Source organism: Streptomyces sp. JN8 (genome assembly GCF_055808075.1).
The window spans coordinates 7,517,448-7,542,803 of record NZ_CM147852.1; the positions used below are offsets into that span (position 1 = coordinate 7,517,448).

Below are 25,356 nucleotides of genomic sequence, written 5' to 3' on the forward strand. Positions count from 1 at the left end.
CAGCCGAGAACCTGGGGGCTTAGACGTGACCGGACAAACCAACACCCGCCTGGCAGACCTGTTCGGCCTGGCCGGATGGTCCAAGGGCGAACTCGCGAGACTGGTCAACCGGCAGGCGGCGGCCATGGGCCACCCCCAGCTGGCGACCGACACCTCGCGGGTGCGGCGGTGGATCGACCGGGGCGAGACCCCGCGCGATCCGGTCCCCCGGGTGTTGGCAGCACTGTTCACCGAGCGACTCGGCCGTGTCGTGACCATCGAGGACCTCGGGTTCGTACGACACGGGCGCAGCGGAAAGCGGCAGGACGTCAGGAAGACGGAGAACCCTGACGGGCTGCCCTGGGCACCCGATCGTACGGCGGCGGTCCTCACCGAATTCACGGGAATGGACCTCATGCTCAACCGACGCGGCCTGGTGGGCGCGGGTGCCGCGCTTGCCGCCGGCTCCGTACTCAGCAACGCCATGCACGACTGGCTGCAGACCGACCCCGCTCGCCAGGGTGTCCCCCAGCGGGCCTCCGATCCCCTCCACGCCGATCCCGCCGGGTTCGACCGCTACGAGGCCGCCCCCATCGGGTCGGAGGAGATCGAGGCGCTGGAGCACTCGGTGGAGGTGTTCCGTGCCTGGGACGCCTCCCGGGGCGGCGGTCTCCAGCGCAAGGCGGTGGTGGGCCAGCTCAACGAGGTGGGCGGCATGCTCGCCTACCGCCACGCCGACCACCTCCAGCGGCGCCTCTGGGGCGTCGCGGCCAACCTGGCCGTCCTGGCCGGCTGGATGTCCCACGACGTGGGCCTGGAACCCACGGCGCAGAAGTACTTCGTCATCGCCGCCCACGCGGCCCGCGAGGGCGGCGACCGGCCGAGGGCCGGCGAGGCCCTGTCCCGCGCGGCCCGCCAGATGGTGCACCTGGGCCGGCCCGACGACGCCCTCGACCTGATGAAGCTCGCCAAGGACGGCTCGGGCGAACGCGTCCTGCCCAGGACCCGGGCCATGTTCCACACGATCGAGGCCTGGGCGCAGGCCTCGATGGGCCGGGGCCAGGCCATGCGCCGGACCCTCGGCGAGGCCGAGGACCTCTTCGTGTCCGACCGGCGCGACGAGGAGAACCCCAGCTGGATGCAGAACTTCGACGAGGCCGACATGCACGGCATGCAGGCCCTCGCCTACCGCACCCTGGCCGATCACGATCCCGCCGCCGCCGTCCCCGCGCAGCGCCACGCCAAGCTGGCGCTCGAACTCCGGCGCGGCGGCCACGACCGCTCGAAGCTCTTCGACCACATCTCGCTCGCCTCGGCCTGCTTCATCGCCGACGACCCCGAGCAGGCGGACCGGTACGCGCGGCTCGCCCTGATGTCCATGGGGGAGACCTCGTCCCACCGCACCTGGGACCGGCTCCGCGAGATGTACCGGCTGACCGGACAGTACGCCGGCTACGCGAGGATCGAGCACCTGCGCGAGGAGATCGAGCTGGCCCTGCCGCGGTCCCCCGTCAACCGGCCGAGGACGGGGCAGGCCTGAGGGCCCGGGTGCCGGGCCGCCGGCCCCTCGTGCGGCCGCCGCACGCGCGCGTCGCCGGGCCGCCGCCGTAAGCCGCCCGCCGGACCGCGCCGGGTGTGACGTCCCGACGGCAGGAGTGCCGTGGCGGAGCGCTCGCCCTCATCCGTGCTGCCGTGCCACAGCGTCGTGGCGCGCCGGTACGGCGGGGACCGCGCCGCTGTACGGGCGGGTTCGCCGTACCGTGACGAGGCCTGCCGGGTCGTCGTGGCGCCGTGTCGTCGCCTGGTCGGTGTCCGGGCGGGAGAGGTGGTTCAGCGGCCTACCCGGACCACCATCACGCAGGCGTCGTCCTCGCGCTGCTCCTCGCCGAACTCCTCGACCACCGCGCGGACGCCCTCCTGGGCGTCCCGCGCCCCGACGAGCCGTGCGCCGAGGGCGAGCAGCCGTCGGGTGCCCGTGTCGTCGTCGGGGCCGCTGCCCCGGGTGAGCCCGTCGGTGTGCAGGACGAGGAGGTCGCCCGGGACCAGCGGGGTCTCGGTCTCGCCGTACACGGTTCCCGTCGTCGCCCCCAGGAGCACGCCCTCGGGGCGCCGCAGGACGTGCCCCGTCCCGTCGCGGAACAGCAGCGGGGCGGGGTGCCCGGCCTGCGCCCAGGTCAGCCTCTGGGCGACCGGGTCGTAGCGGCAGCACATCGCGCTGCCGAGAGCGGGCTGGACGGAGGTCTCCAGGAGCTGGTTCAGATGGGCCATCAGGGCGCCGGGCCGGATCCCGGCCACCGCCATCCCGCGCAGGGCGCCGAGCAGCATCGCCATCGAGGAGGTCGCGGCGACCCCGTGGCCCGTCAGGTCGCCGACGGTGAGGAGCGCGTCCCCGTCGGGCAGGGCCAGGGCGTCGTACCAGTCGCCGCCGATCAGTCCGGTGCTGGCGGCGGGGAGGTAGTGGGCGGCCACGTCGAGGGGCGCGGGGCCGTCGTGGGCGAAGCGGAGCGAGCCGCGCCACGGCGGGAGCACCGCCTCCTGGAGCTCGACGGCGACCCGGCGTTCGGTCTCCTCGATGTGGCGGCTGCGCTCCAGGCTGTCCCGGCTCTCGCGGACGGCCCGCTCGCTGCGCCGCAGTTCGCTGACGTCGCGCAGCACGGCCCACATCGAGGCGGTGCAGCCGTCGGCGTCGAGCACGGGCTCGCCCGTCATGTGCACGGTGCGGACGCAGCCGTCGGTCCGCACGATGCGGAACTCCCCGTCGATCGGCCTCCCGTCGATCAGGCAGTCCGTCACCATGCCCTGGAGGACGGGCTGGTCCTCGACGAAGACCATCGTGGGCATCTCGTCCAGCGACATGGGGCCGTTCTCGCGCGCGCGTCCGAAGATCTGGAACAGTTCTTCGGACCAACTGACCTCGTCGGTCAGGAGGTTCCACTCGGCGCTGCCGACGCGGGACAGCAGGGATCCGGTGCGCTGCGGGGGCAGCTCGCCGTAGGCGGTGCCGGGATCGGTGGGGCGCGCGGTGTCGAGGGCCGGCTCCGCGGGATCCTCGGTGTCCACGGTCCCGGTCTGTTCGGGAACGCCCGCCCGGAGCTGTCCCAAGTGCGCGCCGAGGTCGTCGAGTTGGTGGACGGCCAGGTCGCAGAGGGCGCGCTGCCAGCGCTGCTGGGGGTCGTCGTCGTTCACCACGGCGTCACGGCGCACGGCGACGAGCTCGCCGCGCAGGCGGCGGGTCTGCGAGATCAGCGCGTCCACCGCGCCCGGCTCCGGCTGCTGGGCGGGGTGATCCGCGAACAGTGGGGACGGCATGTCGTACTCCGATACAGGCGCGGCGCGGCCAGGCCAGGTGTGAAGGTGAGGCCCGTACACGACTGTTGCACAGCCCGGGACGGCCCGTAAGGGATTTGGCAACACTCGATCCGGTGGTGCTTCCGGCATATGTCAAAGGCCCGGCGAATTTCGGCCGGTGGACGACGGGTTACGGTGCGGGGGTGGTGAACGACGAGGGAAACGGCACGGTGAGCACGCGAACAGCGGCCACGGGCGGGGCGGGCACGGGAACGGGAGCGGGCACGACGGGGGTCTCCGGTACGGCAGTTACGGGTGTGGCGAACGGGGTGCCGAAGGGTGGGGCGGCACCGGCGGGGATGACGGGCCCGGGGGGCCCGGCGACCCCGACGACTCTCCCGCCCGCCCCGACGACTCTCGCAGCGACCCCCGCGGCTCCCCTGGCCCCGGTGGCGGGTGTCACGCCGGTGGTCATGCCGTCTCCGCCGGTGGCCATGGCGTCTCCGCCGTCGGGAACGGCGCCCCGGCCCCGGGCGCAGACGACGGCCGCCGGCACCGCGTTCCTGCTCGCCGCGGCGCCCGCCGGCCGCGGGCGGGCGATCGACGCGGCGTCCGTGCTGCCGGCCCTCGCCGCCGTGCCGCCCGGCGTCCTCACCGGAACCTCCACCGCGACCCTCGTCGAACTCGCCGACCCGCTCGACCCGCAGACCGTCCTCACCCGTCTGCGGGCCGCGGCGGCGAGCCCCGGCCCGCTGGTGGTCTGCCTCGCCGGGCAGCTCCATCTCGACCGCCGACAGCAGCTGACCCACCTCGCCCTGGCCCGGACCACCCCGGCCACCCTCCGCTACACCGCCCTGCCCTGGCACTGGCTCGCCGTCGAACTCGCCGTCCGCGCCCCCGGCACGACGACCGTCGTCGCGGACCTCGCCGCCGACCCCGCGGTCTGGGAGCGCCTCACCGCCGACCCCGGTCTCCTGCGGCTGGGACCCGGACCGACTCTCTACGGGAGGGTGGTCCCCGCGCCGCGCCGCGGCGAGCCCCTCGCACCCGCCTATCTGCGTGCCTGGGCCGAACTATGGCGCTCCGGCGCACGCCTGCCGTACGCCACCCTCCACACGGAGTCCGCCGCCCTGACGGCCGCGGCCTCCCCGGAGTCGGTCCTCCTCGCGCCGGCTCCCGCCCCCGCGCCGGTCGTGGAGCAGGACCCGCACCCCGCGATCCTGGCCGCCGCGGCGGCGGGACGCCACGGCGAGGCGTCCGCGGTGGCCTCGGCCTGGGAGAGCGAGGCCCTGCGCCGCCACGGCCCCCGGTCCCCGGAGGCCGTCCACTGGACGGAGGTCCGGGCCGACCTCGCCCGCCTCGCCGGGGACCCCGCCCGCAGCTGCGAGTTGTGGCTCTCCGCCGCCGAGGCCCGGCTCGGGCTGGGGCAGCCTACGGACGACACCGACGTCGAAGGAGCCGTGGACCGCGCCCATCACCAGTGGGAGCGAATCGGCGACCGGCCGCGGGCCCGCGCCCTCGGCCCCCAGCTCATCGCCCTGCGCCGCCGCGTCCCGGGCCGCCGGCCCGGAGCGCTGGCCGCGCTGACGCGACGCATGGCGGACTGAGCCCGCGACGGTTCTCCCGTCCGGAAGACCCCCTGGGCCGTGTCGACGACCGGGGCCGACGGGCGGCTGCCCGGGCTGAGATGATCGGAGGCATGGCCGCCTCGCCCACCTCCGCCCCGCCACCCGGAACCGCCCCCCTCGTCACGGAGCGGCTCCTGCTGCGCCCGGTGCGCACCGCCGACGTGCCGGCGGTCACCAGGCTGTGGACGGACCCCGAGGTCAGACGCCACCTGGGCGGACCGGTCACCGAGCAGGTCGTCCGGATCCGGCAGCGGAGGGTCGTCGGAGCACCCGGCGTCCACGCGGTGGTGCGGTCGGCCGACGACCTCCTGCTCGGCCTCGTCACGGTGGAGCCCGCGGCGCGCGACGGGGAGACGGAGGTCTCGTACCAGTTCCTGCCCGAGCACTGGGGGCACGGCTACGCGCGGGAGGCGGTCGGCGCCGTCGTCGAGGCGACCCTCCGGGACACCCCGAGCGTGGTCGCGCTGACCCAGGAGGCCAACGTCCGCTCCCGGCGCCTCCTGGAGGCCGTCGGCATGACGCACGTCTCGTCCTTCGTCGAGCACGACGCCCACCAGGTGCTCTACCGGCGCCTGCGGTGAGGCGTCCCGGCGCGCCTCACCGCACCTTCTCGCCCGCCGCCATCGTCGCCACCATGCGCTCCAGCCGCTGCGCCCGCCCCTTCTCCGTACGGGCCTGCCAGAGCCGCATGATCACCAGGTACTGATCGGTCCTCCCGAGCCCCTCGAAGAAGGCCCTCGCGCCGGGGGCGGCGGCGAGGGCCGCCGCGAGGTCGTCCGGCACGGTCGCCTCCGCCTGCGAGGGGTAGGCGGACTCCCACCGGCCGTCCGCCTGGGCGGCCCGCACCTCCGCAAGGCCCGGCTCACGCATCCGGCCCGCCGAGGTGAGCACCGCGACCTTGCGGACGTTCACCTGGGACCAGAGGCTCCGGGCGCGCCGCGGCGTGTACTTCTGGAGGTAGTAGGCGTGGTCGCCGCCCCTGCGCTGCCCGTCGATCCAGCCGAAGCAGAGCATGCAGTCGAGGATCTCCGGATTGGTCAGGGACGTACCGCCCCCGCCCTTCTTCGCGATCCTCAGCCAGACCCCCGCCCGGTCCGCGTGGTGGTCCTCCAGCCACGCCTCCAGCTCCTCGGTCCCGGTGACGGTCATCAGGTCGAGTCCCTCGTACTGCTCCACCGGAGCGGTCCCCCTGTCGTCGCCGGCCCTCGCCGGCCTCGCGTTCCGCGCGCGGGCCGTGGCGGTTCCGCGCCGCCCGCCGCCGCTCCGACCCCGCGGGGGAGCGCCGGTGACCACGATAGGGCGTCGGGCGCCCGTGGCGGGGGACGCCCCGGCGGCGCCCGCCCCCCCGCCGCGTACGATCTGCGGACCGTCCGCCAGGGGCGCCCGCGGCGAGGTCCGCCTCGACGGGCACCGCATCCTCGACAAGGAGCCGCGACCCATGTCCTTCCTGGTGATCGGCGAGTGCGTCGCCGACATCGTCCCCGCCCCGGCCGGCTCCGGCGCCGCCGACCGAGTCCACCCGGGCGGCAGCCCCGCCAACGTCGCCCACGGCCTCGGGCGGCTCGGCCGGGACGTCACCCTGCTCACCCAGCTCGCCGACGACGACGCCGGACGGCTCATCGAGGCCCATCTCAGGGCCGCCGGCGTACGGGTGGAGGTCGGCGAGCGGCCCCCGCGCACCCCCTCGGCGGTCGTCGGGCTCGACGCGGACGGCCGGGCCGCCTACCGCTTCGACATCGCCTGGACGCTGACCGGCGGAGCGCCCGCCGGCCCGGCACCCGACCACCTCCACATCGGCTCGATCGCCGCCGTCACCGCGCCCGGCGCGGCCGCCGTCCTCGCCGAGACGGAGCGGCTGCGGCCGCACGCCACCGTCAGCTACGACCCCAACGTGCGTCCCGCCCTCATGGGCGAGCACGGGGCGGCCGTGGCCCGCGTCGAGCGCTGCGTCGCGCTGAGCGACGTGGTGAAGGCGAGCGACGAGGACCTGGCCTGGCTCTACCCGGACGAGGAGCCGCGCGCGGTCGCCGCCCGCTGGCGGGGCCTCGGGCCCGCCCTCGTCCTCGTCACCCGGGGCGCGGCCGGCTCGTTCGCCCTCGGCCGGGAGCACCTGGTCGAGGCCGAGGCGCTCCCGGCCGTCGTCGTCGACACCGTCGGCGCGGGCGACTCCTTCATGTCGGCCGTCCTCGACGGGCTCGCCGGACGGGGCCGGGACGCCCTGGGCGCGCTCGGCGCCGAGGACCTCGACGCGCTGCTGCGGCGGGCGTCGGCCGCGGCGGCGGTCACCGTCTCCCGGGCCGGCTCGCAGCCGCCGGACCGGGCCGAACTGGAGGCCGTGCTCCGGGGGGACGTCCTCAGGTCCGGGCGTGCGAGGTGATGTCCGAGGCGAACTGCTCCACCATCTCGGGGGTCACCGTGGGCCGGCACTCCCCGATGGCCGCCAGGTAGTCCGCCGTGCTGGCGCCCGGTGCCGGACCGTCCCCGCCCCGGGCGCCGACGGCGAGCAGGTCCCGCTCGAAGGACGCCTGGGCGGCGATCCGGGCGGCGTGCTCGATGTCGGCCGGGGTGAACAGGTCGCTCGCCAGGACCAGTTCGTCGATGTCGACCTCCGGCCTGCCGTCGGTGTACCGGGCCCAGATGGCTGCCCGCGCCGCCTTGTCGGGGGTGCCGATCGGGATGAGGTAGTCGAACCGGCCGGGGCGCAGGAACGCCGGGTCGAGCGAGCGGATCGAGTTGGTGGCGCAGACCAGCAGCCGTTCGTCCCGCTCCCGGAACCCCGGTATCAGCTTGAGGAGTTCGTTCGTCACCCCGTGCATGCCGCCCGGCTGCGCGGGCTCCGAGCGCACGGGAGCGATCTCCTCGACCTCGTCGATGAAGACGAGGACCCGCTCCAGCTCCGCGATCCGGGCGAACGCCGACCGCAGCGCGGCGGCGAGGTTGCCCTCGTCGGCCAGGCGGGACGGGAGGATCTCCACGAACGGCCAGCCGAGCCGGGAGGCGATCGCGCGGGCGAAGGTCGTCTTGCCGGTGCCGGGCGGGCCGAACAGGCAGATCGCGCGCGGCGGCCGCACCCCGTGCCGGCCGGCCCGCTCCGGTTCGGCGAGCGGCAGCACCACCCGTCGTTCGATCAGGTCCTTCTCCCGCTCCATGCCGGCGACCTTGGTCCAGAGGTCGCCGGGGAGCAGCCGCCCGCCCAGGTCGTCGAGGAGCCCGGCGGCGGGGCCGTGCAGCGGCTCCACCTTCTCGAAGTACGCCACGGCCGGCTGGCGGGTGTACCCGGCGTTGAGGAGGCCCTCGCCGAGGAGTTCCTCCTCCGGCAGGACGTACGCGATCCTCCCGACCCGGGCCGCGACCAGCCGCCGCTCCAGTTCCACCAGGAGCGCGCTGGCGAGGCCCCGGCCGCGCCAGGCGGAGGCGATCGCGATGCGCATGACCCACGCCCGCTCGCCGGAGACCGAGGCGAGCGCGGCGCCGATCGGCACGCCCTGGTGGACGGCCACCACGGCCGGCTGGCGACCGGTCAGGGCGCTGATGCACTCGGCCAGCGAGAAGACGGACTCCTGCCCGAGCTCCGCGGTCGTGTCGATCAGATGGACGACGGCGGCGAGATCGCTCTCGCGGTAGTCGTGGATGTGCCAGTTCACCGGTGGTACCGCCCCTCGTTGGTGCCGTTGCGGCGAGGCTAGGCGGGGGGCCCGGTCCGGGTCGTGCGCCATCCTGCACAAGGGGACCGGGCCGAACGCGCCGCGGCGGCTCTATGCGGCACCGGTCCGCACGGTGACGGGGCCCGGGGTGCGAGGGAACGCGGAAAGGCCCCCGGAGGATTCTCCGGGGGCCGTACACGTGGGCCTTCAGCAGGCCGTTCCGAGGACCGCGGCCTTCAGGGGGCCGGGGTCCTCGGCGGACCGTGGCCTTCGGCGGGGCGGGGCTTCGAGCGACCCGGACCCGTCGGGGGCCGGGACCGTCAGTAGGCCGGGGCCAGCTTCGGGTTCGGGCCGTGGGCGTTCTGCTGCTGCTCGCCCTCGGAGGCCGTGAAGACGATGAGGATGATGAAGCCGACGAGCGGCACCAGGCCGATGAGGACCCACCAGCCCGAGCGGCCGGTGTCGTGCAGACGGCGGACGGTGACGCCGAGGGACGGCAGGAGGACGGCGAGCGAGTAGAGCGTGCTCAGCAGCGAGAAGTCGATCGCCGTGCCGATGATCGCGAGGACGATCGAGACGATGATGTTGAACAGCTGGAACATCCAGAATTCTTTGCGCCGTGCCCGGCCGCTGAAGACGGCGTACTTCTTGATGACGTCGAGGTACCAGTTCACTTTGTCCCCCCAAGGACCGGGTATGCGAGCGGGAGAGCCTGTCCCTGTGGAGCAAGCTTTACGCAGAACTTAGGTGGCTGAAACCGCGTGGGTCAATTCGTTACCGGGCAGTGGCCGTTCCGGAGGCGGAGAACAGCGAACGGCGGCGCCTCCGGGAGAGGAGGGGCCGCCGTTCCGGAAGGGGATCCGGCCTCACGTCCTTCGCTTGGTCATGAGCAGTCCGCCGGCCGTGAGGGAGAACAGGCAGACGCACGCGCCGGTGATGACGTTGCTGAGGACGGTGCCCGTGTCGGGGCTCGACCCGACCACCCACGGAGCGATGATCAGCCACGCGCCCATCAGCAGGACGACGAAGTTGAGGTCCTGGGAACGCTCGGGAACCATCGACATGCACAGGCCGAGCACCGCGAGGGCGATGCCGACGACCAGGTTCGCGGTGGCGAGCGCGGGCTGGGTGGCGGAGAAGTGGACCGTCCACGCGGAGATCGCGGCGTAGACGCCGGCGAGGATCACGAGCTCCTCGACCGCCGCGACACCTCGGGTCTGGAGCATACGGGCATATCGGTCCCGCATTTCCGGCGCATCGGGGTGTCCCGCGATATCGCCGGGACGGTGTGAGACGTCGGCCATACGACTCGCCTCCTTCTGGCGTCATGCACGTCTGACCGCACTTGCGGCGAATGCTGCCGCTGCTTCATTGTGCTCTTATCTGGCCTTTATGTGTAGGTCTGTCCGGTAAGGGATATGCACAGAATTCGAGCTCCGGATATGCGTGGATCCACCAAAGGCCGACCGCCGTTCAGCGAGGTCCCGGCAGGAGACGAAAGGGCCGCTCCCGCGGCCGTGTGCGCCGCGGAGCCCGGGCGTAGCCTGGAGGTGGACTCGGGGCCCGACCTCTCCACCGCCGGGAGCCGATGATGACCGGCATCGTCAGAAGGAACTTCGACGCAGCGGACGAGACCCGCCCCTTCGAGGACGGCAAGGGCAGGCTCGACCTGCTCCACGGGGAACGCGGCCCGGTCGGCCGGGCGGTGTTCGAGCCGGGCTGGCAGTGGTCCAAGCACGTCGGGCCGATCGCCGGCACGGAGAGCTGCCAGGCGTCGCACGTCGGGTACGTCGTCAGCGGCCGGATGAAGGTCGTCATGGACGACGGCGAGTCGGCGGAGTACGGCGCGGGGGACTACATGGAGGTCCAGCCCGGCCACGACGCCTGGGTCCTCGGCGACGAGGCGTGCGTCGCGGTGGACTGGACGGGCTTCGGCGACTACGCCCGGCCCTCCGGCTGACCCGTCGCGGCGGCTGACGGGGCACCGGTCGCCGGAACGGCGAAAACCGCGGGCGGGAGCGAGGATCGCGGCGGCACAATGCCCGCATGACCATCCAGGATCAGCGCACGGCCGTGCCCCGCACGGGCGACGAGCGCGCCACGCTCACCGCCATGCTCGACTTCCAGCGCGACACCCTCGCCCTGAAGTGCCGGGGACTCTCCCCGGAGCAGCTGCGCAGCCGGGCGATCGACCCCTCCGGACTCTCGCTTCTCGGACTCGTCCGCCACGCCGCCGACGTCGAGCGCGGCTGGTTCCGCAACGTCCTCAACGGCGAGGGGATACCCAGCCATTGGACCCCGCCCGGCTCCGCCGCCCGGGCCGAGTTCGACGTCGACGGTGCCGACCCGGACGAGGCCTTCGCCGTCTGGCGGAAGGAGTGCGACCACTCCCGCGCGATCGTGGCCGCCGCGCCCTCCCTCGACGTCACCGGGACGCACGAGGAGGAGACGTACTCCGTGCGCTACGTCCTGGCCCACATGATCGAGGAGTACGCACGGCACAACGGCCACGCCGACCTGCTGCGCGAACGCCTCGACGGCTCGACGGGGGAGTGAGCCGGGCGCACGCGCCGCCCGTCGACGTCCCGGCACCGTGCCGCCCGTCGACGTCCCGGCACCGTGCCGCCCCTCGATGTCCCGGCACCTCGGCGCCCGCGGCGGTACCGCGGTCCCGAAGCCGCTCCGGTGGCCCGGTGGCCCGGGTTCGCGCCCTGCCGTGCGGTGACGGGACCCCGCGGAGGCGCCGGCGCCCGCCGCGGAGCGATCCCCTGACGGGGCGCCGACGTTCAGCCGAAGGCGTCCGTGACGCAGTCGGCCGCGCAGCGCCCGTGCTCGAACCGCCGGCGCAGCGCGGCCGCCGCGTGCCGCCGCTCCACCTCGGCGTACCCGTAGCGGTCCTGCGTCGTGCGCACGACCGCCTCCACGGTGACGATGGCCGGTTCGCCCTCGCCGGCGGACCGGCGGGCCCGCTCGATCACGTGGTCCGCGGCCCGCTGCAGGTCGCGGGCGTACTCCCGCTGCGCCACGGATCGCGCCCGCGAGGCGGCGAACGGCCGCACCGCGCGCCCCTTCCAGACCACTCCGGCCACGATGAGTCCCACGCCGAGCAGGAAGACGAGCGCGCCCACGACGGCGTCGGGCTTCCACTCCATCACCGGCCGCCTTCCGCTCCGCCGCGACTCTCCCGGGCGTGGAGATTCTAGGGGGTGTCTTGTCGATCGGGCCGGATCAGGGAGCGGGGGCTGGTGCCGTGGATCGCAAGGCGGAGGAGGGAGGCATGGCGGTGGGGGCACCTCCCGTGCCCGAAGGGCTACGGGGGACCATGCCGACCGACGACAACGCGGCGAGGCGAGGTGCCAGCCCCCGCGAGCCCGGCCTGATCGACAAGACACCCCCTAGGGCTCCGAGCGCTGATCGCGGGGCCGCGCCCAGTCGGGTGTCCAGATGTCGTCCCGCTCTCCGTCCGGCGGCGTCGCCCCCGGCGCCTCGGGAGAGCCGGCCAGGTGCGCGCGGAGGGCGAGGAGCGCGGGGTGCGGGTTGTCCACGGCCCACAGAAGTGAGTGCGGGTAGACCGGAGTCGGCCCGTGGACGGGGACGCGCCGCAGGTCGTGGCCGGCCGGCCAGACGAGGCGGGTCCCCGCACCGACGAACGTCGCCAGCTCGGGGGAGTCCGCGATCGTGTCGAACAGCGCCTCGGGGCCGAAGTCCGGGCCCGTCACCTCGATGGTGAGCCCGAACGCGGCGGCCAGGTCCGCGTAGTAGGCCGCCCACTCGGTCCCCCCGACGATGCCGGGAATCCAGATCCGATGGCCCGCGAGCCGGGCGAGCGGCACCGAGCGCGCGCCCGCGAGCGCGTGCCCGGGCCCCGTCAGGAGCTGCAACGGCTCGTCCAGGACCGGCCGTGCGCCGATGCCCTCGGGCAGGCTCCGGCCCGGCATGGTGACCGCCCGGAAGGACGCGTCGATCGTGCCGGCCGCCAGGGCGGCGACGGCCGCGTCGGCGTCGAAGAGGGTCACGACGTCCAGCTCGGTCTCCGGATGCGCCCGGTGGAACCCCCGCAGCAGACCCGCCGTCGCCAGCCTCCGGCCGATCACGTCGACCCGCAGCGCCCGCCGCTCGGGCCGCACCGAGGCCAGCGCCCGCGCCTCGGCGTGCAGCAGGGCGCGCGCGTGCGGCAGGAAGGCCTGGCCGTCGATCGTCACCTCCGCGCCGCGCGCGGTACGGGCGAGCAAGCGCACGCCCAGCTCCCTCTCCAGCGCGGCGATCCGCTTGGACACGGCCTGCTGGGTCACCGCGAGCTCGGCGGCCGCGTCGCGGAACCGCCCCGAGTCCACCACGGCCAGGAAGGTGCGCACGGCGTCGAGGTCCATGCCCGCAGCCTAGGGGTGTCGCGTCGATCAGGCCGGGCTCGCGGGGCCCGGCCTGATCGGCAGGACGCCCCCCGGGCCGCCGTCGGACGTCGCACGTCCCGCTTCCCCTCATTGCGACACATTCCGGCACGGTCCGACAACCACGGGTTGTCCCCCAGGCGTCCCGCGGTTGTTTGATCTGCGGCTTCTCCCCTCGCTTTGATGGCGGCCGGTGGCGCGCGGTGGTGCGGACCTTCGGCGGAGAGGCGCGGGCATGGCGGGCGGAACGTCCCTCGGGCGGGACTTCGGGTGGCTGTGGGCGGCGTACGCGGCCGGCACCCTCGGGACCTGGGTCGCCTTCAACGCCCTCCCGCTGCTGGCCGTCACCGTGCTCCACGAGGGCTCCGCGGAGGTGTCCGCGCTCGCCGCCGTCGGCGCGGCCGTCGGTGCGGCGGTCGCTCTGCCGCTCGGCCCCTGGGTGGAGTTCCGCCGCAAGCGCCCGGTGATGGTCGCCATGGACCTCGTACGCTGCGCGGCGGTCCTGAGCGTCGCCGGCGCGTACGCGCTGGGCCGGCTCGGCTTCGCCCAGCTGCTGCTCGTCTCCGCCGTCGTCGCGGCCGCCGACATCACCTTCGGCGCGGCCTCCGGCGCCTGCCTCAAGGCCCTCGTGCCCGCGGAGGGGCGCCTCCTCGCGCAGGCCCGCCTCGAATCCACGACCTGGACCGCGACGGTCCTCGGCCCGCCGCTCGGGGGAGCGCTGGTCGCGCTCCTCGGCCCGGTGGCGACCGTGCTCGTCGACGCCGTGAGCTATCTGCTCTCGGCGCTGGGCATCCGGGCCATCCGGGCGCACGAGCCCGTCCCCACCCGCACGGAGGGTCCGGCGGCGGGGCTGGGCGACCTGCTCGAATGGTGGCGGCACCTCCTCGCCCAGCCCGTCCTGCGCCCGCTGTTCCTCAACGCCGTCCTGGTCAACGGGCTGATCATGGCGACCTCGCCGCTGCTCGCCGTCCTCATGCTCGGTCCGCTCGGCTTCGCCCCCTGGCAGTACGGGCTCGCCTTCGCGGTGCCCTGCCTCGGCGGCCTCGTGGGCGCGCGGCTCTCCCGGCCGCTCGTCGCGCGGTACGGGCGACACCGCGTCCTGCGGGTCTCGGGGGCGCTCCGGGCGTGCTGGCCCGTCGGTCTCGTCCTGGTGCACCCGGGGGTGACGGGGCTGGTCCTCGTGATGGCCGTCGAGCTGGTGCTGATCACCTGCATCGGGGTGTGGAACCCGGTCCTGGCCGCCCACCGCCTCGACCTGACGCCGACCGACCGAGTCGTCCGCACCCTCACCGCCTGGTCCGTCGCGGCGAAGGCCTCGATCGCCGCCCTGACGGCGCTCTGGGGGTTCCTCGCGGCGGTGGTCGGACCGCGGGCGGCGATCGGCCTCGCCGGTGCCCTGCTGCTCGCGACGCCTGTCCTGCTGCCCCGGCGGGAACAGGCGGCGAGCACAGGCGTTGACACGTGTAACTGAACGATGGCAGGCTCCTGCCCGGGCCTCGTGTGCCCCCGCGCAGAAGGAGCAGCACCCATGAGCAGCACCGGCAGCACCGCCACGACCGGCACCCCCGCGTCCACTGCCACTCCCGCGAGCACCGGCGCCGACGGCACCACCGTGACCACCGACCGAGGACCCGTCCGGGGCGCCCGCCGGGCCGACGGCAGCCTGCGCTTCCTCGGCATCCCGTACGCGCAGCCGCCCGTCGGAGACCTGCGGTTCGCGGCGCCCGTGCCGCCCGAGCCGTGGACGGAGCCGCTGGACGCCACCGCGTACGGCCCGACGGCCCAGCGCCGGCCCTTCGCGGAGATCACCACGATCCCCGAGCCCACGGTGCCGGGCGCCGGGATCCTCAACCTCAACGTCTTCACCCCGCGCGCGGACCCGGCCGCCGGGCTGCCCGTCCTCGTCTGGATCCACGGCGGCGGCTACGTCGCCGGATCGGCCGCCAGCCCCTGGTACGACGGGGCCGCCTTCAACCGGGACGGCGTCGTCCTCGTGTCGGTCGGCTACCGGCTCGGCATCGAGGGCTTCCTGCACCTGGACGACGCCCCCGACAACCGGGGCGTGCGCGACTGGATCGCCGCGCTCTCCTGGGTCCGGGACAACATCGCGGCCTTCGGCGGGGACCCCGCAAAGGTCACCGTCGCCGGGCAGTCGGCGGGCGGCGGCGCGGTCCAGACCCTGCTCGCGGTCCCCGCCGCCCGGGGCCTGTTCCGCGGCGCCCTCTCGGTGTCGGGCGCCGTCCCGCGGCCCGACGGCCCCGAGGTCGCCCGGGCGGCCGCCCGGCTCCTCACCGCCCGCACCGGCGTCCCGGCCACCGCGGCCGCCCTGCGCGACCTGGCCGACGACGAGATCCTCGCGCTCCAGGACCGTCTGGGCGAGCCGGGCCCCGACCGCGAGGGCCTGCCGCCGATGCTGTCCTTCGCCCCCTTCGCCGACGGCGAGCTCGTCCCGCTGCCCGTCCAAGAGGCCCTCACCACGGGCGGGGCGGGTGCGGACGTGCCGCTGATGCTCGGGTTCACCGAGCACGAGTTCACCCCGTTCCCCGCGCCCGGGCCGGAGGGCCCGCCGCTGCCCGTCCTGCTCGGCGGACTCGGCCTCGCCCCGGACCGGGTCGACGCCTTCGCCGAGGCGTACGCGGAGGCGGGACCGGAGCGGCTCTTCGGCCAGGCCCTGACCGACGCCACCTTCCGGGCACCGAACCTCGCGGTCGCCGAGGCCCGCGCCGCCCACGGCCGGCCCACCTGGCTCTACGAGTTCGCCTGGCGCTCACCCGCCGCGAACCTCGCCTTCCACTGCGTCGACCTGCCCTTCGCCTTCGACCTCCTCGACGCCCACGGGGTCCCGGCCGTCGCGGGGGACGCGCCGCCGCGCGGCCTCGCCGACGCGATGCACCGCGCCTGGGTCGCGTTCGTGACCGACCAGGACCCCGGCCCCGACTGGCCCCGCTACACCGCCGGCGGGCGCGCCACGAGGATCTGGGACGCGGAACCCCGCGTCGAGGACGACCCGCTCGGCCCGGTCCGGGCGCTCTGGCTCGACTGAGGACGAGGCCCCCGCGCCGTCAGGCGCGGGACTCCGGCGGCACGCACAGCACCGGCACGGTCGACATGTGGAGCAGCTTGTGGGGCGTGGAGCCCAGCAGCGCGCCGCGCATCGGGCTCTCCCCCCAGCTGCCCACCACGATGACCCGGGCCGCGTGACGGGTCGCCGCGTCGATGAGGGCCTGGGCCGGGTTCTCGTCGAGCACCTCCACGACCGTCGGGACACCCGCGCGGTCCGCCTCCGTCACCGCGTGCTCCAGGCCCGCGCGACCGGTCTGCCGGATGGCGTCGTAGTGGGACCGGTACTCCTCGCCCAGCGGACCGGGCGCCGCCGCGCCGTAGACCAGGACCAGCCGCTCGTCGAAGGCGGCGGCCACCTCGACCGCGATGCGCAGCGCGCGGGCCGCACCGGGGGACTCGTCGTAACCGAGCACGACCGACATCTCAGCGCTCCTTGCCGTGCACCAGGTCGGGGTCGGCCACGCCCGGCCGCTCCTCCCAGAAGACGGGCGACCGCAGCCGCCACACGATCATGATGACCACCCCGGTGAGGGCGATGCCGATCCCGATGACGAGCGGCGGCCCGAGGCCGAACCACGAGGTGCCGCTGTACGAGTTCGCGGGATCGGACATGTCGGAGACCGACCTCACCAGGAGCCAGGTCAGGAGCCCGGCGCCGACGAGCGGTCCGAGGCCGATCAGCAGGAAGTTGTGGACGCTCTCGAACAGGTGGCGCCGGTAGTAGACGGCGCACGCGATGCCGGTGAGCGCGTAGTAGAAGGCGATCAGCAGCGACAGGGCGGTCAGCGAGTCGAAGAGGGCGTTGGTGCTGATCTGGTTCACCACGAGGTACCAGGCGATGGCGATGCCGGCGACCCACCAGGTGCTCACGTCGGGGGTGCGGAACCGCGGGCTGATGTGTCCGTAGTGCGCGGGCAGCGCGCGCCGGCGGGCCATGGACAGCGCGGTCCGGGAGGCCGGGATGATCGTCGTCTGCGTGGAGGCGATCGCGGAGGTGGAGACGGCCAGCAGCAGGACCCAGTCCCAGCCGCCCAGCACGTCGGTGGCGAGCTGGGCGAAGATGAACTCCTCCTCGCCGGCGTTCTCCGCGAGGAACGTCGGACCGGCGTACGCGACCACCGCGAACCCCACCGACACGTAGGTGACGAGCAGGATGACGGTCGACCAGAGACCGGCCTTCCCGGGGGCGGTCGCGGAGTCCTTGACCTCCTCCGTGAGGTTGACCGCGGACTCCCAGCCCCAGTAGATGAACACGCCGAGCAGCAGCCCGCCGGTCAGCGCCGCGCCTCCGGCGCCGAAGGGGTTCAGCCAGCTGAGGGCCGGTTCGACGGAGTCGTACGCGCTCGTGCCGTCGTACACCTTGTACAGCGCCACACCCACGAAGACCAGCAGGAAGGCGACCTGCGCCAGGATGAGGACGTTCTGCACATGGGCCGACAGCTCGGTGCCGATGACGCAGACGGCCGTCATCACCAGGATCAGGAGCACGGTGAGGGACTGCCGTACGAAGTCGTTGTCCACCCAGCTGTCGAGGCCGAAGGAGAGCAGCGCGAAGCTGACGGCCACGTCCGCGAGGGAGCCGACGACCAGGACGCCGGTCATCGCGATGGCCCAGCCGCCGAGCCATCCGGCCCACGGCCCCATCGCGCGCGTGACCCAGGAGAAGGTCGTACCGCAGTCCTGGTCGACCTTGTTCAGGTAGTAGAACGCGGACGCGATGAGCAGCATCGGGACGAAGGACGCGAACATCACGCCGGGCGCGTAGATCCCGGCGAGCGCGACGATCGGGCCGATGACGGCGGCCAGGGAGTACGCGGGGGAGGTGGAGTTGAGTCCGATGACGAGGGCGTCGACGAACCCGATCGCGTTCGCCTTCAGTCCCGCCGGGCGTTCGGCGGGCCGGGAAGCGTCCTCTGCGGCCATGGTGCCTCGCTCTGGAGAGGGGTGACTTCATCGTAGGGAGGCCCCGCCGGGCCTGCACGCCAGAGGCACCCGGCCGGGGCGGGCCGGTCCCGGCCGGGTGCTCCTGGAGCCGGCGGGCCGCCCGCGGAACGGCGCCCCTGGCGTGGGCGGGCCGGCCCGGCCGGGAGGCGCTTCTGGAGTCGGCGGGCCGCCCGCGGAACGGCGCCCGGTAGCATCGCGCAGCCCGCCGTACCGCACGCGTCACCGAACGGAGCGCCCCATGCCGCAGGATCCGGTCGACTTCACGGAACTCTCCACCCCGCTCGTCGCCGACGCCTGCGTGCGCCTCGGGGAACCGCTGCGCGCCGCTCCCGCCGGGATACTGCCCATCGCTGCGGGGCAGCGGGTCGCCGGGCGGGCCCTGCCGGTACGGCACTACGGCAGCGTGGACGTCTTCCTGGAGGCCTTCACCCTGGCCGGACCCGGTGACGTGCTCGTCATCGACAACGCCGGCCGCCGCGACGAGGCCTGCATCGGCGACCTCGCGGTCCTGGAGGCACGAGCCGCGGGCGTCGCCGGGGTCGCTGTCTGGGGCCTGCACCGGGACACCCCCGACCTGCTTCGCATCGGACTGCCCGTCTTCTCCTACGGGCGGTACGCGCCCGGCCCGGTACGCCTCGACCCCCGGGACGCCGACGCGCTGACGGCCGCCCGCTTCGGCGAGCACACGGTGACCGCGGAGGACGTCGTGCTCGCCGACGACGACGGCGTGCTCTTCGTGTCGGCCGCCCGGGTGGGGGAGGTGCTGGAGACGGCGCGCACCCTGGCGCGTACGGAGCGGGAGCAGGCGCGCCGCATCGGGGCGGGGGAGACGCTCCGCGCCCAGACCCGGTTCGACGCCTATCTCGCGGCCCGGGCCGAGGACCCCGCCCGCACCTTCCGGCAGCATCTGCGCGCGACGGGCGGCGCGATCGAGGAGTGAGCCGGGAGCACGGACGAGCGCCGGGGCGGGTTCGGCGAAGCGGCCGCCCCGGCCCGCGGGTCAGCCCTCGAAGCCGACGGTGCCGTCCGGGAGGACCGCCTCCACGCGCGCGCCGTGCTCCACGGTGCGGCTGACCGTGCAGAACTTCTCGTGGGTCAGCCGCACTCCGCGGGCGAAGACCTCCGCCGCCTTCGGGTTGCTGTCCGGGAGCTCGAACTCGTAGCTGACCCGGATCCGGCCGATCCGGCCGTCGTCCTCCGGTCCGGAGACCGACTCGACCACGATCTTCAGGTCGTCGTGGTCCACGGCCCGCGCGGTCCGGTCGACGACGAGCCCGCCGCAGCCGCCCATCGCCGCGAGCAGCAGTTCGACCGGGGTGAACGAGGGCTGCGCGTCGGCGTCGTCCGCGGCGGCCATCCGGACCTCCGCGCCCCGGTCGTTCCGGGCGGTCCAGTTCCGGTACCCGGTGCGGACGGTCTCGATCCGGTAGTCGGCCATGGCGACGGTCTCCTTCGTTGGGGGTGCCTCCCCGTACGGTACGACCGCCGGGGCGCGCCGCCGCACGTGCGGGGGTGGTGGTGCGGGGCGCGGCCTTGGTACGGGCTGGGGTGAACCGCCGGAGAGGGCGGGGGCGGCCTTGGTACGGGCGGGGATCAGCCGCCGGCGAGGGCGAGGGCGAGGGCGAGGGTGCGGGCGAGGGCGAGGGGGCGGTGGTGCGGGGTGTGCCCCGGTGCGGGTGCTATCGCCGCGGGTCCGCGAAGGCTCCGACCACCGCGCCCCAGGCCTCCGCCACCGTGCCCCAGACCGCACGGAGCACGGGCTCCGCGTCCCGCACCGAGGCGACCGCGGCCGCCGGGTCGAGGCCGGCCTCCCGGACCCGACCGCCGTCCTCGGCCGCCCACCGCGCGACGGTCTCCCCGTCCGCCTCCGGATGGAACTGCACGGCCCACGCGGCGGCGCCGACCCGGAACGCCTGGTGCGCACACGCGTCGCCGGTCAGCAGCGGGACCCCGCCGGGAGGCAGCCGGTCCACGTCGTCCCAGTGCCACTGGACGGCGGGCGCGCCGTCCGGCAGCCCGCCGAGCACGGGGTCCCCGGTCGCGGCCGGCAGCCTTCGGAGCGGCACCGCGCCCACCTCCGGCGCGCGGGGGCGCTGCGCGACCGAACCGCCCAGGGCATGGGCGACGATCTGGCCGCCCAGGCAGATCCCGAGCAGCGGGACCTCCGTGGCGACGGCCTCGCGGACGAGCGCCCGGGTCCCGGGCAGCCAGGGGGCCGCGGCGTCGTCCTCGCAGTTCACCGAACCGCCCAGGATCAGCAGACCCGCGTGGCCGCCGAGGTCGTCCGGCAGTGGCTCGCCCTCCCAGGCGCGCACGACGTCGAGCCGGAGACCACCCCGCGCGAGCCGCTCGCCGACGATCCCGGCTCCCGCCTCCTCTTCATGCTGCACGACGAGGACGGCGGCGGGCCGGGACACAGGCACGGCCCCGTGCTCGGCTGCCGATCCGCCTGCCGGTGCCCTGCGGGCCCCTTCCACCGCCCCTGCCGCCGCAACCCCTGCCGTCTCCGTCGTCACGGTGTCTCCCCCTCCGATGCTCACCCTGGTGCCCGACCCGCTGCTCGACTCAACCCGTCCACCGGGCACACGCGGTGCGCCCGGACCCCCGAGCATCGCTGAAGAGGCGTGTATGCGGGAGGCCCTGGCGGGAGTTCCCGCGCACCCACGCCTGAGTAGCGAGGGGCACCGGTCTGAGTACCCGGACCGATACCCCGCCCACCCGCGTCCTGCTGGACTGTGACCATGAGCTTCGACGTCCGCCGCAACCGCCCCCTCCAGCGCGCCACCGCCACCGGCGCGGCCCTCGCCGTCGCCCTCGGCCCGGTGGTCGTCGGCGCGTTGCTCGCCCGGTCGGTGGGCGGCGACCCGATGGCGTCCGTCAACGCACTGATCGCGGGCGGCGGTCAGCGTGCGCGGATCGCACCGGCCCAGCTCCGCCCGAGCGCCCTGCGCCGCTCGGCGGCACGCCTCCGCGCCCGGGCGGGCCGAGGAGGCCTCCGCCCGCGCCGGGTCGCGCACCCGGCTCCACTCGCCGGGCCCGCCCGCACGACGGGTTTCCCCCGCAGGGCGGCCGGGTCAGCGCCCCGGTTTGCGCGCCAGGAGGAAACCCTGCGGCGTCTTCTCGTCGGGGTGCGGTCCTCGCACCAGACGGACCGACTCGACGAACCCGGCCGCCGCCAGGTGGCCGGCGATCCGGTCCGGTGACCAGCGGTACACATCGAGCGTGACGGGGTGTCCGTACGCACGCTCCAGCCGTACGCGCTCGCTGACGCCGACCCGGCCGGGTCGGCCCGGCCGGGTCGGCGCCGGACCGGTGGGTCAGGCCGGGGTGCCCGGAGCCGCGCCGGGGCCCTTGAGCAGGGCCAGCGTGGACTCCAGTTCCGTACGGGCGAGCCGGGCGGCCTCCTCCGCCTCGCCCGACTCCACCGCGGCGACCAGCGCCGCGTGCGCCTCCTCCCCGTGCCGGGGGTCCCGCCCCCGCAGGTCGAGCAGGTCGAGGAGGTCGATCAGGCCCTGGCGCAGCACGGGCGCGAACTCCGCGAACAGATCGGTGAGGACGGGGTTGCGGGCCGACGCCACGATCGCCGCGTGCAGGGCGATGTCCGCGTCCACGAACCCCGCGTCGTCGACGCCGCCGGCGGCGCTCCGACGGCCGTCGAGGGCCTCCCGCATCGCCGCCACGTCCTCGTCGGTCCTGCGCAGCGCGGCGAGGCGCGCCGCCTCCACCTCCACCAGCATCCGCACCTCGTACACGTCCGTCACCGCGGCCGCACGCAGCCGGGTCGGCCAGTCCTCCGCCGGCCGGGTCGCGGTCACGAAGACCCCCGCGCCCTGCCGCGGCTGGACGAGACCGGCGCCCGCGAGCGCGCGCAGTGCCTCGCGGACGGTGGAGCGGCCCACGCCGAGTTCCTTGGCGAGGGTCGTCTCGCCGGGGAGCCGGGTGCCGACGGGCCAGTGCCCCCCGGTGATCTGCTCGCGCAGCCGCTGGGCGGCCTGCTCGACGAGGGGGCTGGGACGCAGGGCGCCGAGCGGCATGGGGGTCACCTGATTCTCCGGATCGCGGAAGCACGGGAACGCGGGGGAGCGCTGCCGCGAATCTATCCCGGAAGTTGTCTGAGGAGTACTTGTCTGAGGAGCTGAGGAGTGGGTACGGTGACCGCCATGATCCGCAACCCCCAGCGTCCCGGCCCGATGCCGTACCACCGCTACCGCCCCTTCCAGGAGCGCGTCCACGTGCCCGCGCTCGACCGGAGGTGGCCCGCCGCCCGCATCGACCGCGCTCCCCTCTGGGTGCCCGTCGACCTGCGCGACGGGAACCAGGCGCTCGCCGAGCCGATGGACACCGACCGCAAACACCGCTTCTTCGACCTGCTGGTGCGCACCGGCTTCAAGGAGATCGAGGTCGGCTACCCCTCCGCCAGCCGCGCCGACTTCGACTTCGTCCGCCACCTCGTCCGGCTCACGGCCTCCGGCGCCGTCCCCGACGACGTCACGCCCGTCGTCTTCACCCCGGCCCGTCCCGAACTGATCGAGCGGACCTTCGAGGCGATCGACGGACTGCCGCGGGCCGTCGTCCACCTCTACATCGCGACCTCGCCGGTCTGGCGCGACACGGTCCTCGGCCGCGACCGCGCCGGGGTCCACCGGACCGTACGGGAGGCGGCGACCCTCATGGCCCGGCTCGCCGCCGCCCGCCCCGAGGCCGACCTCCGCTTCCAGTTCTCCCCCGAGACCTTCAACCTGACCGAACCCGACTACGTCCTGGAGGTCTGCGACGGGCTCACGGAGCTCTGGGACGCGAGCCCCGACCGGCCCGTCACCCACAACCTGCCGGCCACCGTCGAGATCGCCACCCCGAACGTGTACGCCGACCAGATCGAGTACATGCACCGGAACCTCGCCCGCCGCGACGCGGTGATCCTCTCCGTCCACCCGCACAACGACCGCGGCACCGGCGTCGCCTGCGCCGAGCTGGCCGTCCTCGCCGGCGCGCAGCGGGTCGAGGGCTGCCTGTTCGGGAACGGCGAGCGGACCGGCAACGTCGACCTGGTGACCCTCGCCCTGAACCTCTACGCGCAGGGCGTCGACCCGATGCTCGACCTCTCCGACATCGACGCCGTGCGCGAGGTCGTCGAGTACTGCAACCGCCTCCCCGTCCACCCCCGCCACCCCTACGCGGGCGAGCTGGTGCACACCGCCTTCTCGGGCACCCACCAGGACGCCATCAGCAAGGGCCTCGCCCGCCATGCCGAGGACGCCGCCGAGGCGGGCGTCCCACCCGAGCTCGCCCCCTGGAACGTGCCCTACCTGCCGCTCGACCCCGCCGACCTCGGCCGCGGCTACGAGGCCGTCATCCGCGTCAACTCCCAGTCGGGCAAGGGCGGAGTGGCCCACCTCCTGCGCACCGGCCACGGCCTCGACCTGCCGGAGCGGATGCGCCCCGACGTCTCCCGCGCCGTCCAGGCCGTGACCGACGACAGCGGTCGCGAGGCCACCTCCGACGACCTGTACGCGGTCTTCCTCGCCTCCTACCTCGCACCGGGCCGCGGCGCGGGCCCCGTGGTGCTGGAGAACTGGAGCGCCGGCCACGACGCGGAGCACGGGCACCGCTTCACGGGGGTGCTGACCGTCGACGGACGCGGGGCACCCGTGGAGGGCCGGGGCAACGGCCCGCTGTCCGCCCTGACCGACGCCCTCGCCGGAGCCGGAATCGCCGTGGACGTCCTGGACTTCACCCAGCACGCCGTCGGCGAGGGCAGCGGGGGCGAGGCCGCCGCGTACGCCTCGTGCCGGGTCGGCGCCCGCACCGCGTGGGGAGCGGGCCTGGACACCTCCGTCCTCACCGCCTCCGTGCAGGCCGTGGTGTCGGCCGTGAACCGGGCGCACGCCCGATGACGGGGCTCGCGCCGAAGCCGTCGCGACCGGGAGACCCGCGGCCGACCGCCGCGGACGCCCCGCGCGACCCCGGCCTCGGTCCCGCACCCGACCCCGGGTCCGGCCCTGGATCCGAGCTGGGCCCCGGCCCTGGATCCGAGCTGGGCCCTGGATCCGACCCCGGCCCTGGATCCGACCCCGGGTCCGGACCTGGATCCGAGCTGGGCCCCGGCCCTGGATCCGACCCCGGGCCCGGCCCTGGACCCGAGGCCGGGCCGGTGCCGCCCGGCGCGCGGACGAACCCGCCGTCTCTCCCGGCGGCGGTCGCTTCGCCCGGCCCCGAGGCCCAGGCGACGGCCGCCCCGGACGCGGGCGCTCCGCCGGTCCTCCGGGCCGAGAACACCACCGTCGTACGGGACGGCGTCCCGATCCTCGACGACGTCACGCTCACCGTCCGGCCCGGTGAGCACTGGGCGCTGCTCGGGTCCAACGGCGCCGGGAAGACCACCCTGCTCGGGCTCCTCGGCGCCCAGACCCATCCCACCCGGGGCCGGGTGGAGGTCCTCGGCCGGCGCTTGGGCCGGGTGGACCTGCGGGAGCTGCGCACCCTCATCGGCCACGTCTCGCCCCGGCATCCCCTCCGCTCCGCGCTCGCCGTCCGGGACGTCGTCCTGACCGGGGCCACCAACTCCGTGGAGCGACCGCCCCGGTGGCGGCCGACGCCCGCCCAGGAGGAACGGGCCGACCGGCTGACCGACACCCTCGGACTCGGCGACCGGCGGGCCGCCCGCTGGCCCACCCTGTCGCAGGGCGAGCGCGGCCGGGCCCTGATCGCCCGCGCGCTGATGCCCGAGCCCCGGCTCCTCCTCCTGGACGAACCGGCCACCGGTCTCGACCTGCCCGGCCGCGAGCAACTGCTCGACGCGCTCGACGCCCTGGGCGCCGAACACCCCTCCCTGGCCACGGTCACGGTGACCCACCACCTGGAGGAACTCCCCTCCGGCACCACCCACGCCCTGCTCCTCCGCGGCGGGCGGGTCCTCGCCCGGGGGCCGGTCGGCGACGTGCTCACCGGTGAACTCGTCGGCGCCTGCTTCGGGCTGCCGCTCGCCCTGGAGCGGCACGGCGGGCGCTGGAGCGTACGGACCGCCCGCGGCGCGACGGGGGTCAGGCCGGGGCCTCCGCCTTCCCCCGTACCGCGTCCAGGTACTCCGCCACCGCGTCCCGGTTCCGGGTGAGGCAGCGGATCCGCTCGGTCATCCGGTCCCGCTCCTCCTCCAGGGTGGCCAGCATCTCCGGGGTGGCGTCCGGGAAGTGGATGATCCGCGGCTTGTCCAGGCAGGGCAGGATCTGCTTGATGATCCGGGTCGGCAGACCGGCTTCCAGGAGGCCCCTGATCTGCAGGACCCGGTCCGGGTTCGACTCGTCGTAGTCCCGGTAGCCGTTCGGCAGCCGGTCCGCGACGATGAGGCCCTGCTCATCGTAGTAGCGCAGCAGTCGGCGCGGTGTTCCGGTGCGTTCCGACAGTTCCCCGATCCGCATGGGCACC

At 74.9% G+C, this 25,356-nt stretch carries 25 protein-coding genes; 12 read left to right on the forward strand and 13 right to left on the reverse strand.

All coding sequences use genetic code 11. The features are described from left to right. The first annotated feature begins 25 nt into the window (after positions 1-25). A complete protein-coding gene (locus ACY0MR_RS33040; RefSeq protein ID WP_361863058.1) occupies positions 26-1,519 on the forward strand; it encodes a DNA-binding protein NsdB in 1,494 nt (497 codons plus the stop codon). A 290-nt stretch (positions 1,520-1,809) separates the two neighbouring features. Here ACY0MR_RS33040 and ACY0MR_RS33045 read toward each other — a convergent pair whose 3' ends face one another. Further along, positions 1,810-3,288 (reverse strand): PP2C family protein-serine/threonine phosphatase, encoded by a 1,479-nt coding sequence (locus ACY0MR_RS33045; protein WP_473557092.1) that lies wholly within the window; start codon positions 3,286-3,288, stop codon positions 1,810-1,812. Between the two features lie 473 nt (positions 3,289-3,761). On the opposite strand from ACY0MR_RS33045, the gene ACY0MR_RS33050 reads away from it, so the two are divergent. After that, positions 3,762-4,874: a hypothetical protein gene (locus tag ACY0MR_RS33050; protein ID WP_404083709.1), complete on the forward strand. Its 1,113-nt coding sequence runs from the start codon at positions 3,762-3,764 to the stop codon at positions 4,872-4,874. Positions 4,875-4,966: 92 nt separating this feature from the next. Next, positions 4,967-5,476, forward strand: a complete 510-nt coding sequence (locus tag ACY0MR_RS33055) for a GNAT family N-acetyltransferase (protein ID WP_392866362.1) — start codon at positions 4,967-4,969, stop codon at positions 5,474-5,476. A 16-nt stretch (positions 5,477-5,492) separates the two neighbouring features. Here the strand turns inward: ACY0MR_RS33055 and ACY0MR_RS33060 are convergent, their stop codons facing one another. Next, the gene (locus ACY0MR_RS33060; RefSeq protein ID WP_404083712.1) at positions 5,493-6,044 is read right to left on the reverse strand and encodes a YdeI/OmpD-associated family protein; all 552 of its coding nucleotides are present in this window, start codon (positions 6,042-6,044) and stop codon (positions 5,493-5,495) included. 289 nt (positions 6,045-6,333) lie between these two features. On the opposite strand from ACY0MR_RS33060, the gene ACY0MR_RS33065 reads away from it, so the two are divergent. Continuing rightward, complete coding sequence (locus ACY0MR_RS33065) at positions 6,334-7,272, forward strand: carbohydrate kinase family protein (protein ID WP_473557095.1); 939 nt, start codon at positions 6,334-6,336, stop codon at positions 7,270-7,272. Here ACY0MR_RS33065 and ACY0MR_RS33070 read toward each other — a convergent pair. The 3 genes from ACY0MR_RS33070 to ACY0MR_RS33080 all read right to left on the reverse strand — a co-directional run bounded on the left by ACY0MR_RS33070 (position 7,250) and on the right by ACY0MR_RS33080 (position 9,765). Next, complete coding sequence (locus ACY0MR_RS33070) at positions 7,250-8,539, reverse strand: ATP-binding protein (RefSeq protein ID WP_388797206.1); 1,290 nt, start codon at positions 8,537-8,539, stop codon at positions 7,250-7,252. The two genes, ACY0MR_RS33065 and ACY0MR_RS33070, sit on opposite strands and share 23 nt — an antisense overlap. Before the next feature lie 320 nt (positions 8,540-8,859). Beyond that, a complete protein-coding gene (locus tag ACY0MR_RS33075) occupies positions 8,860-9,213 on the reverse strand; it encodes a DUF805 domain-containing protein (RefSeq protein WP_361857334.1) in 354 nt (117 codons plus the stop codon). A 192-nt stretch (positions 9,214-9,405) separates the two neighbouring features. Beyond that, on the reverse strand, positions 9,406-9,765 hold the full coding sequence (locus ACY0MR_RS33080; protein WP_388797209.1) for an SPW repeat protein: 360 nt from the start codon (positions 9,763-9,765) through the stop codon (positions 9,406-9,408). Positions 9,766-10,130: 365 nt separating this feature from the next. Between ACY0MR_RS33080 and ACY0MR_RS33085 the strand changes: the two genes are divergently transcribed. Together ACY0MR_RS33085 and ACY0MR_RS33090 are read left to right on the forward strand one after the other, a co-directional pair. Beyond that, the gene (locus ACY0MR_RS33085) at positions 10,131-10,499 is read left to right on the forward strand and encodes a cupin domain-containing protein (RefSeq protein WP_361857329.1); all 369 of its coding nucleotides are present in this window, start codon (positions 10,131-10,133) and stop codon (positions 10,497-10,499) included. 86 nt (positions 10,500-10,585) lie between these two features. Continuing rightward, complete coding sequence (locus ACY0MR_RS33090; RefSeq protein ID WP_404083623.1) at positions 10,586-11,095, forward strand: DinB family protein; 510 nt, start codon at positions 10,586-10,588, stop codon at positions 11,093-11,095. 230 nt (positions 11,096-11,325) lie between these two features. Here ACY0MR_RS33090 and ACY0MR_RS33095 read toward each other — a convergent pair whose 3' ends face one another. Both ACY0MR_RS33095 and ACY0MR_RS33100 read right to left on the reverse strand, forming a co-directional pair. Next, positions 11,326-11,691: a hypothetical protein gene (locus ACY0MR_RS33095; protein ID WP_388797218.1), complete on the reverse strand. Its 366-nt coding sequence runs from the start codon at positions 11,689-11,691 to the stop codon at positions 11,326-11,328. A gap of 243 nt (positions 11,692-11,934) precedes the next feature. Next, the gene (locus ACY0MR_RS33100) at positions 11,935-12,909 is read right to left on the reverse strand and encodes a LysR family transcriptional regulator (protein WP_388797221.1); all 975 of its coding nucleotides are present in this window, start codon (positions 12,907-12,909) and stop codon (positions 11,935-11,937) included. A gap of 253 nt (positions 12,910-13,162) precedes the next feature. Between ACY0MR_RS33100 and ACY0MR_RS33105 the strand changes: the two genes are divergently transcribed. Both ACY0MR_RS33105 and ACY0MR_RS33110 read left to right on the forward strand, forming a co-directional pair. Next, positions 13,163-14,398 carry an MFS transporter gene (locus ACY0MR_RS33105; RefSeq protein ID WP_473557101.1) on the forward strand — a complete coding sequence of 412 codons (1,236 nt, stop codon included), beginning with the start codon at positions 13,163-13,165 and terminating at the stop codon, positions 14,396-14,398. 57 nt (positions 14,399-14,455) lie between these two features. Further along, positions 14,456-15,970 (forward strand): carboxylesterase/lipase family protein, encoded by a 1,515-nt coding sequence (locus tag ACY0MR_RS33110; RefSeq protein ID WP_473557103.1) that lies wholly within the window; start codon positions 14,456-14,458, stop codon positions 15,968-15,970. 19 nt (positions 15,971-15,989) lie between these two features. On the opposite strand, the gene ACY0MR_RS33115 is transcribed toward ACY0MR_RS33110, so the two are convergent. Then, on the reverse strand, positions 15,990-16,412 hold the full coding sequence (locus ACY0MR_RS33115) for a universal stress protein (RefSeq protein ID WP_361857311.1): 423 nt from the start codon (positions 16,410-16,412) through the stop codon (positions 15,990-15,992). A gap of 1 nt (position 16,413) precedes the next feature. Next, positions 16,414-17,913: an APC family permease gene (locus ACY0MR_RS33120; RefSeq protein WP_388797230.1), complete on the reverse strand. Its 1,500-nt coding sequence runs from the start codon at positions 17,911-17,913 to the stop codon at positions 16,414-16,416. Between the two features lie 259 nt (positions 17,914-18,172). On the opposite strand from ACY0MR_RS33120, the gene ACY0MR_RS33125 reads away from it, so the two are divergent. Continuing rightward, on the forward strand, positions 18,173-18,874 hold the full coding sequence (locus ACY0MR_RS33125; protein ID WP_404083636.1) for an RraA family protein: 702 nt from the start codon (positions 18,173-18,175) through the stop codon (positions 18,872-18,874). 60 nt (positions 18,875-18,934) lie between these two features. Here the strand turns inward: ACY0MR_RS33125 and ACY0MR_RS33130 are convergent, their stop codons facing one another. Both ACY0MR_RS33130 and ACY0MR_RS33135 read right to left on the reverse strand, forming a co-directional pair. Continuing rightward, positions 18,935-19,372 (reverse strand): OsmC family protein, encoded by a 438-nt coding sequence (locus ACY0MR_RS33130; RefSeq protein WP_361862819.1) that lies wholly within the window; start codon positions 19,370-19,372, stop codon positions 18,935-18,937. A gap of 241 nt (positions 19,373-19,613) precedes the next feature. Beyond that, the gene (locus ACY0MR_RS33135) at positions 19,614-20,357 is read right to left on the reverse strand and encodes a type 1 glutamine amidotransferase (protein WP_473557108.1); all 744 of its coding nucleotides are present in this window, start codon (positions 20,355-20,357) and stop codon (positions 19,614-19,616) included. A 318-nt stretch (positions 20,358-20,675) separates the two neighbouring features. Here ACY0MR_RS33135 and ACY0MR_RS33140 point away from each other — a divergent pair, with 318 nt between their 5' ends. Further along, complete coding sequence (locus ACY0MR_RS33140) at positions 20,676-21,137, forward strand: hypothetical protein (RefSeq protein WP_473557109.1); 462 nt, start codon at positions 20,676-20,678, stop codon at positions 21,135-21,137. 114 nt (positions 21,138-21,251) lie between these two features. On the opposite strand, the gene ACY0MR_RS33145 is transcribed toward ACY0MR_RS33140, so the two are convergent. After that, positions 21,252-21,968 (reverse strand): FadR/GntR family transcriptional regulator, encoded by a 717-nt coding sequence (locus ACY0MR_RS33145; protein ID WP_392866009.1) that lies wholly within the window; start codon positions 21,966-21,968, stop codon positions 21,252-21,254. Between the two features lie 126 nt (positions 21,969-22,094). On the opposite strand from ACY0MR_RS33145, the gene leuA reads away from it, so the two are divergent. Together leuA and ACY0MR_RS33155 are read left to right on the forward strand one after the other, a co-directional pair. Next, positions 22,095-23,828 (forward strand): 2-isopropylmalate synthase, encoded by a 1,734-nt coding sequence (gene leuA / locus ACY0MR_RS33150; RefSeq protein ID WP_473557112.1) that lies wholly within the window; start codon positions 22,095-22,097, stop codon positions 23,826-23,828. Between the two features lie 407 nt (positions 23,829-24,235). Further along, on the forward strand, positions 24,236-25,045 hold the full coding sequence (locus ACY0MR_RS33155; protein ID WP_473561957.1) for an ABC transporter ATP-binding protein: 810 nt from the start codon (positions 24,236-24,238) through the stop codon (positions 25,043-25,045). Here ACY0MR_RS33155 and ACY0MR_RS33160 read toward each other — a convergent pair. Beyond that, positions 24,975-25,349 carry a MerR family transcriptional regulator gene (locus tag ACY0MR_RS33160; protein ID WP_473557114.1) on the reverse strand — a complete coding sequence of 125 codons (375 nt, stop codon included), beginning with the start codon at positions 25,347-25,349 and terminating at the stop codon, positions 24,975-24,977. The genes ACY0MR_RS33155 and ACY0MR_RS33160 overlap by 71 nt on opposite strands. Between the last annotated feature and the right edge of the window lie 7 nt (positions 25,350-25,356).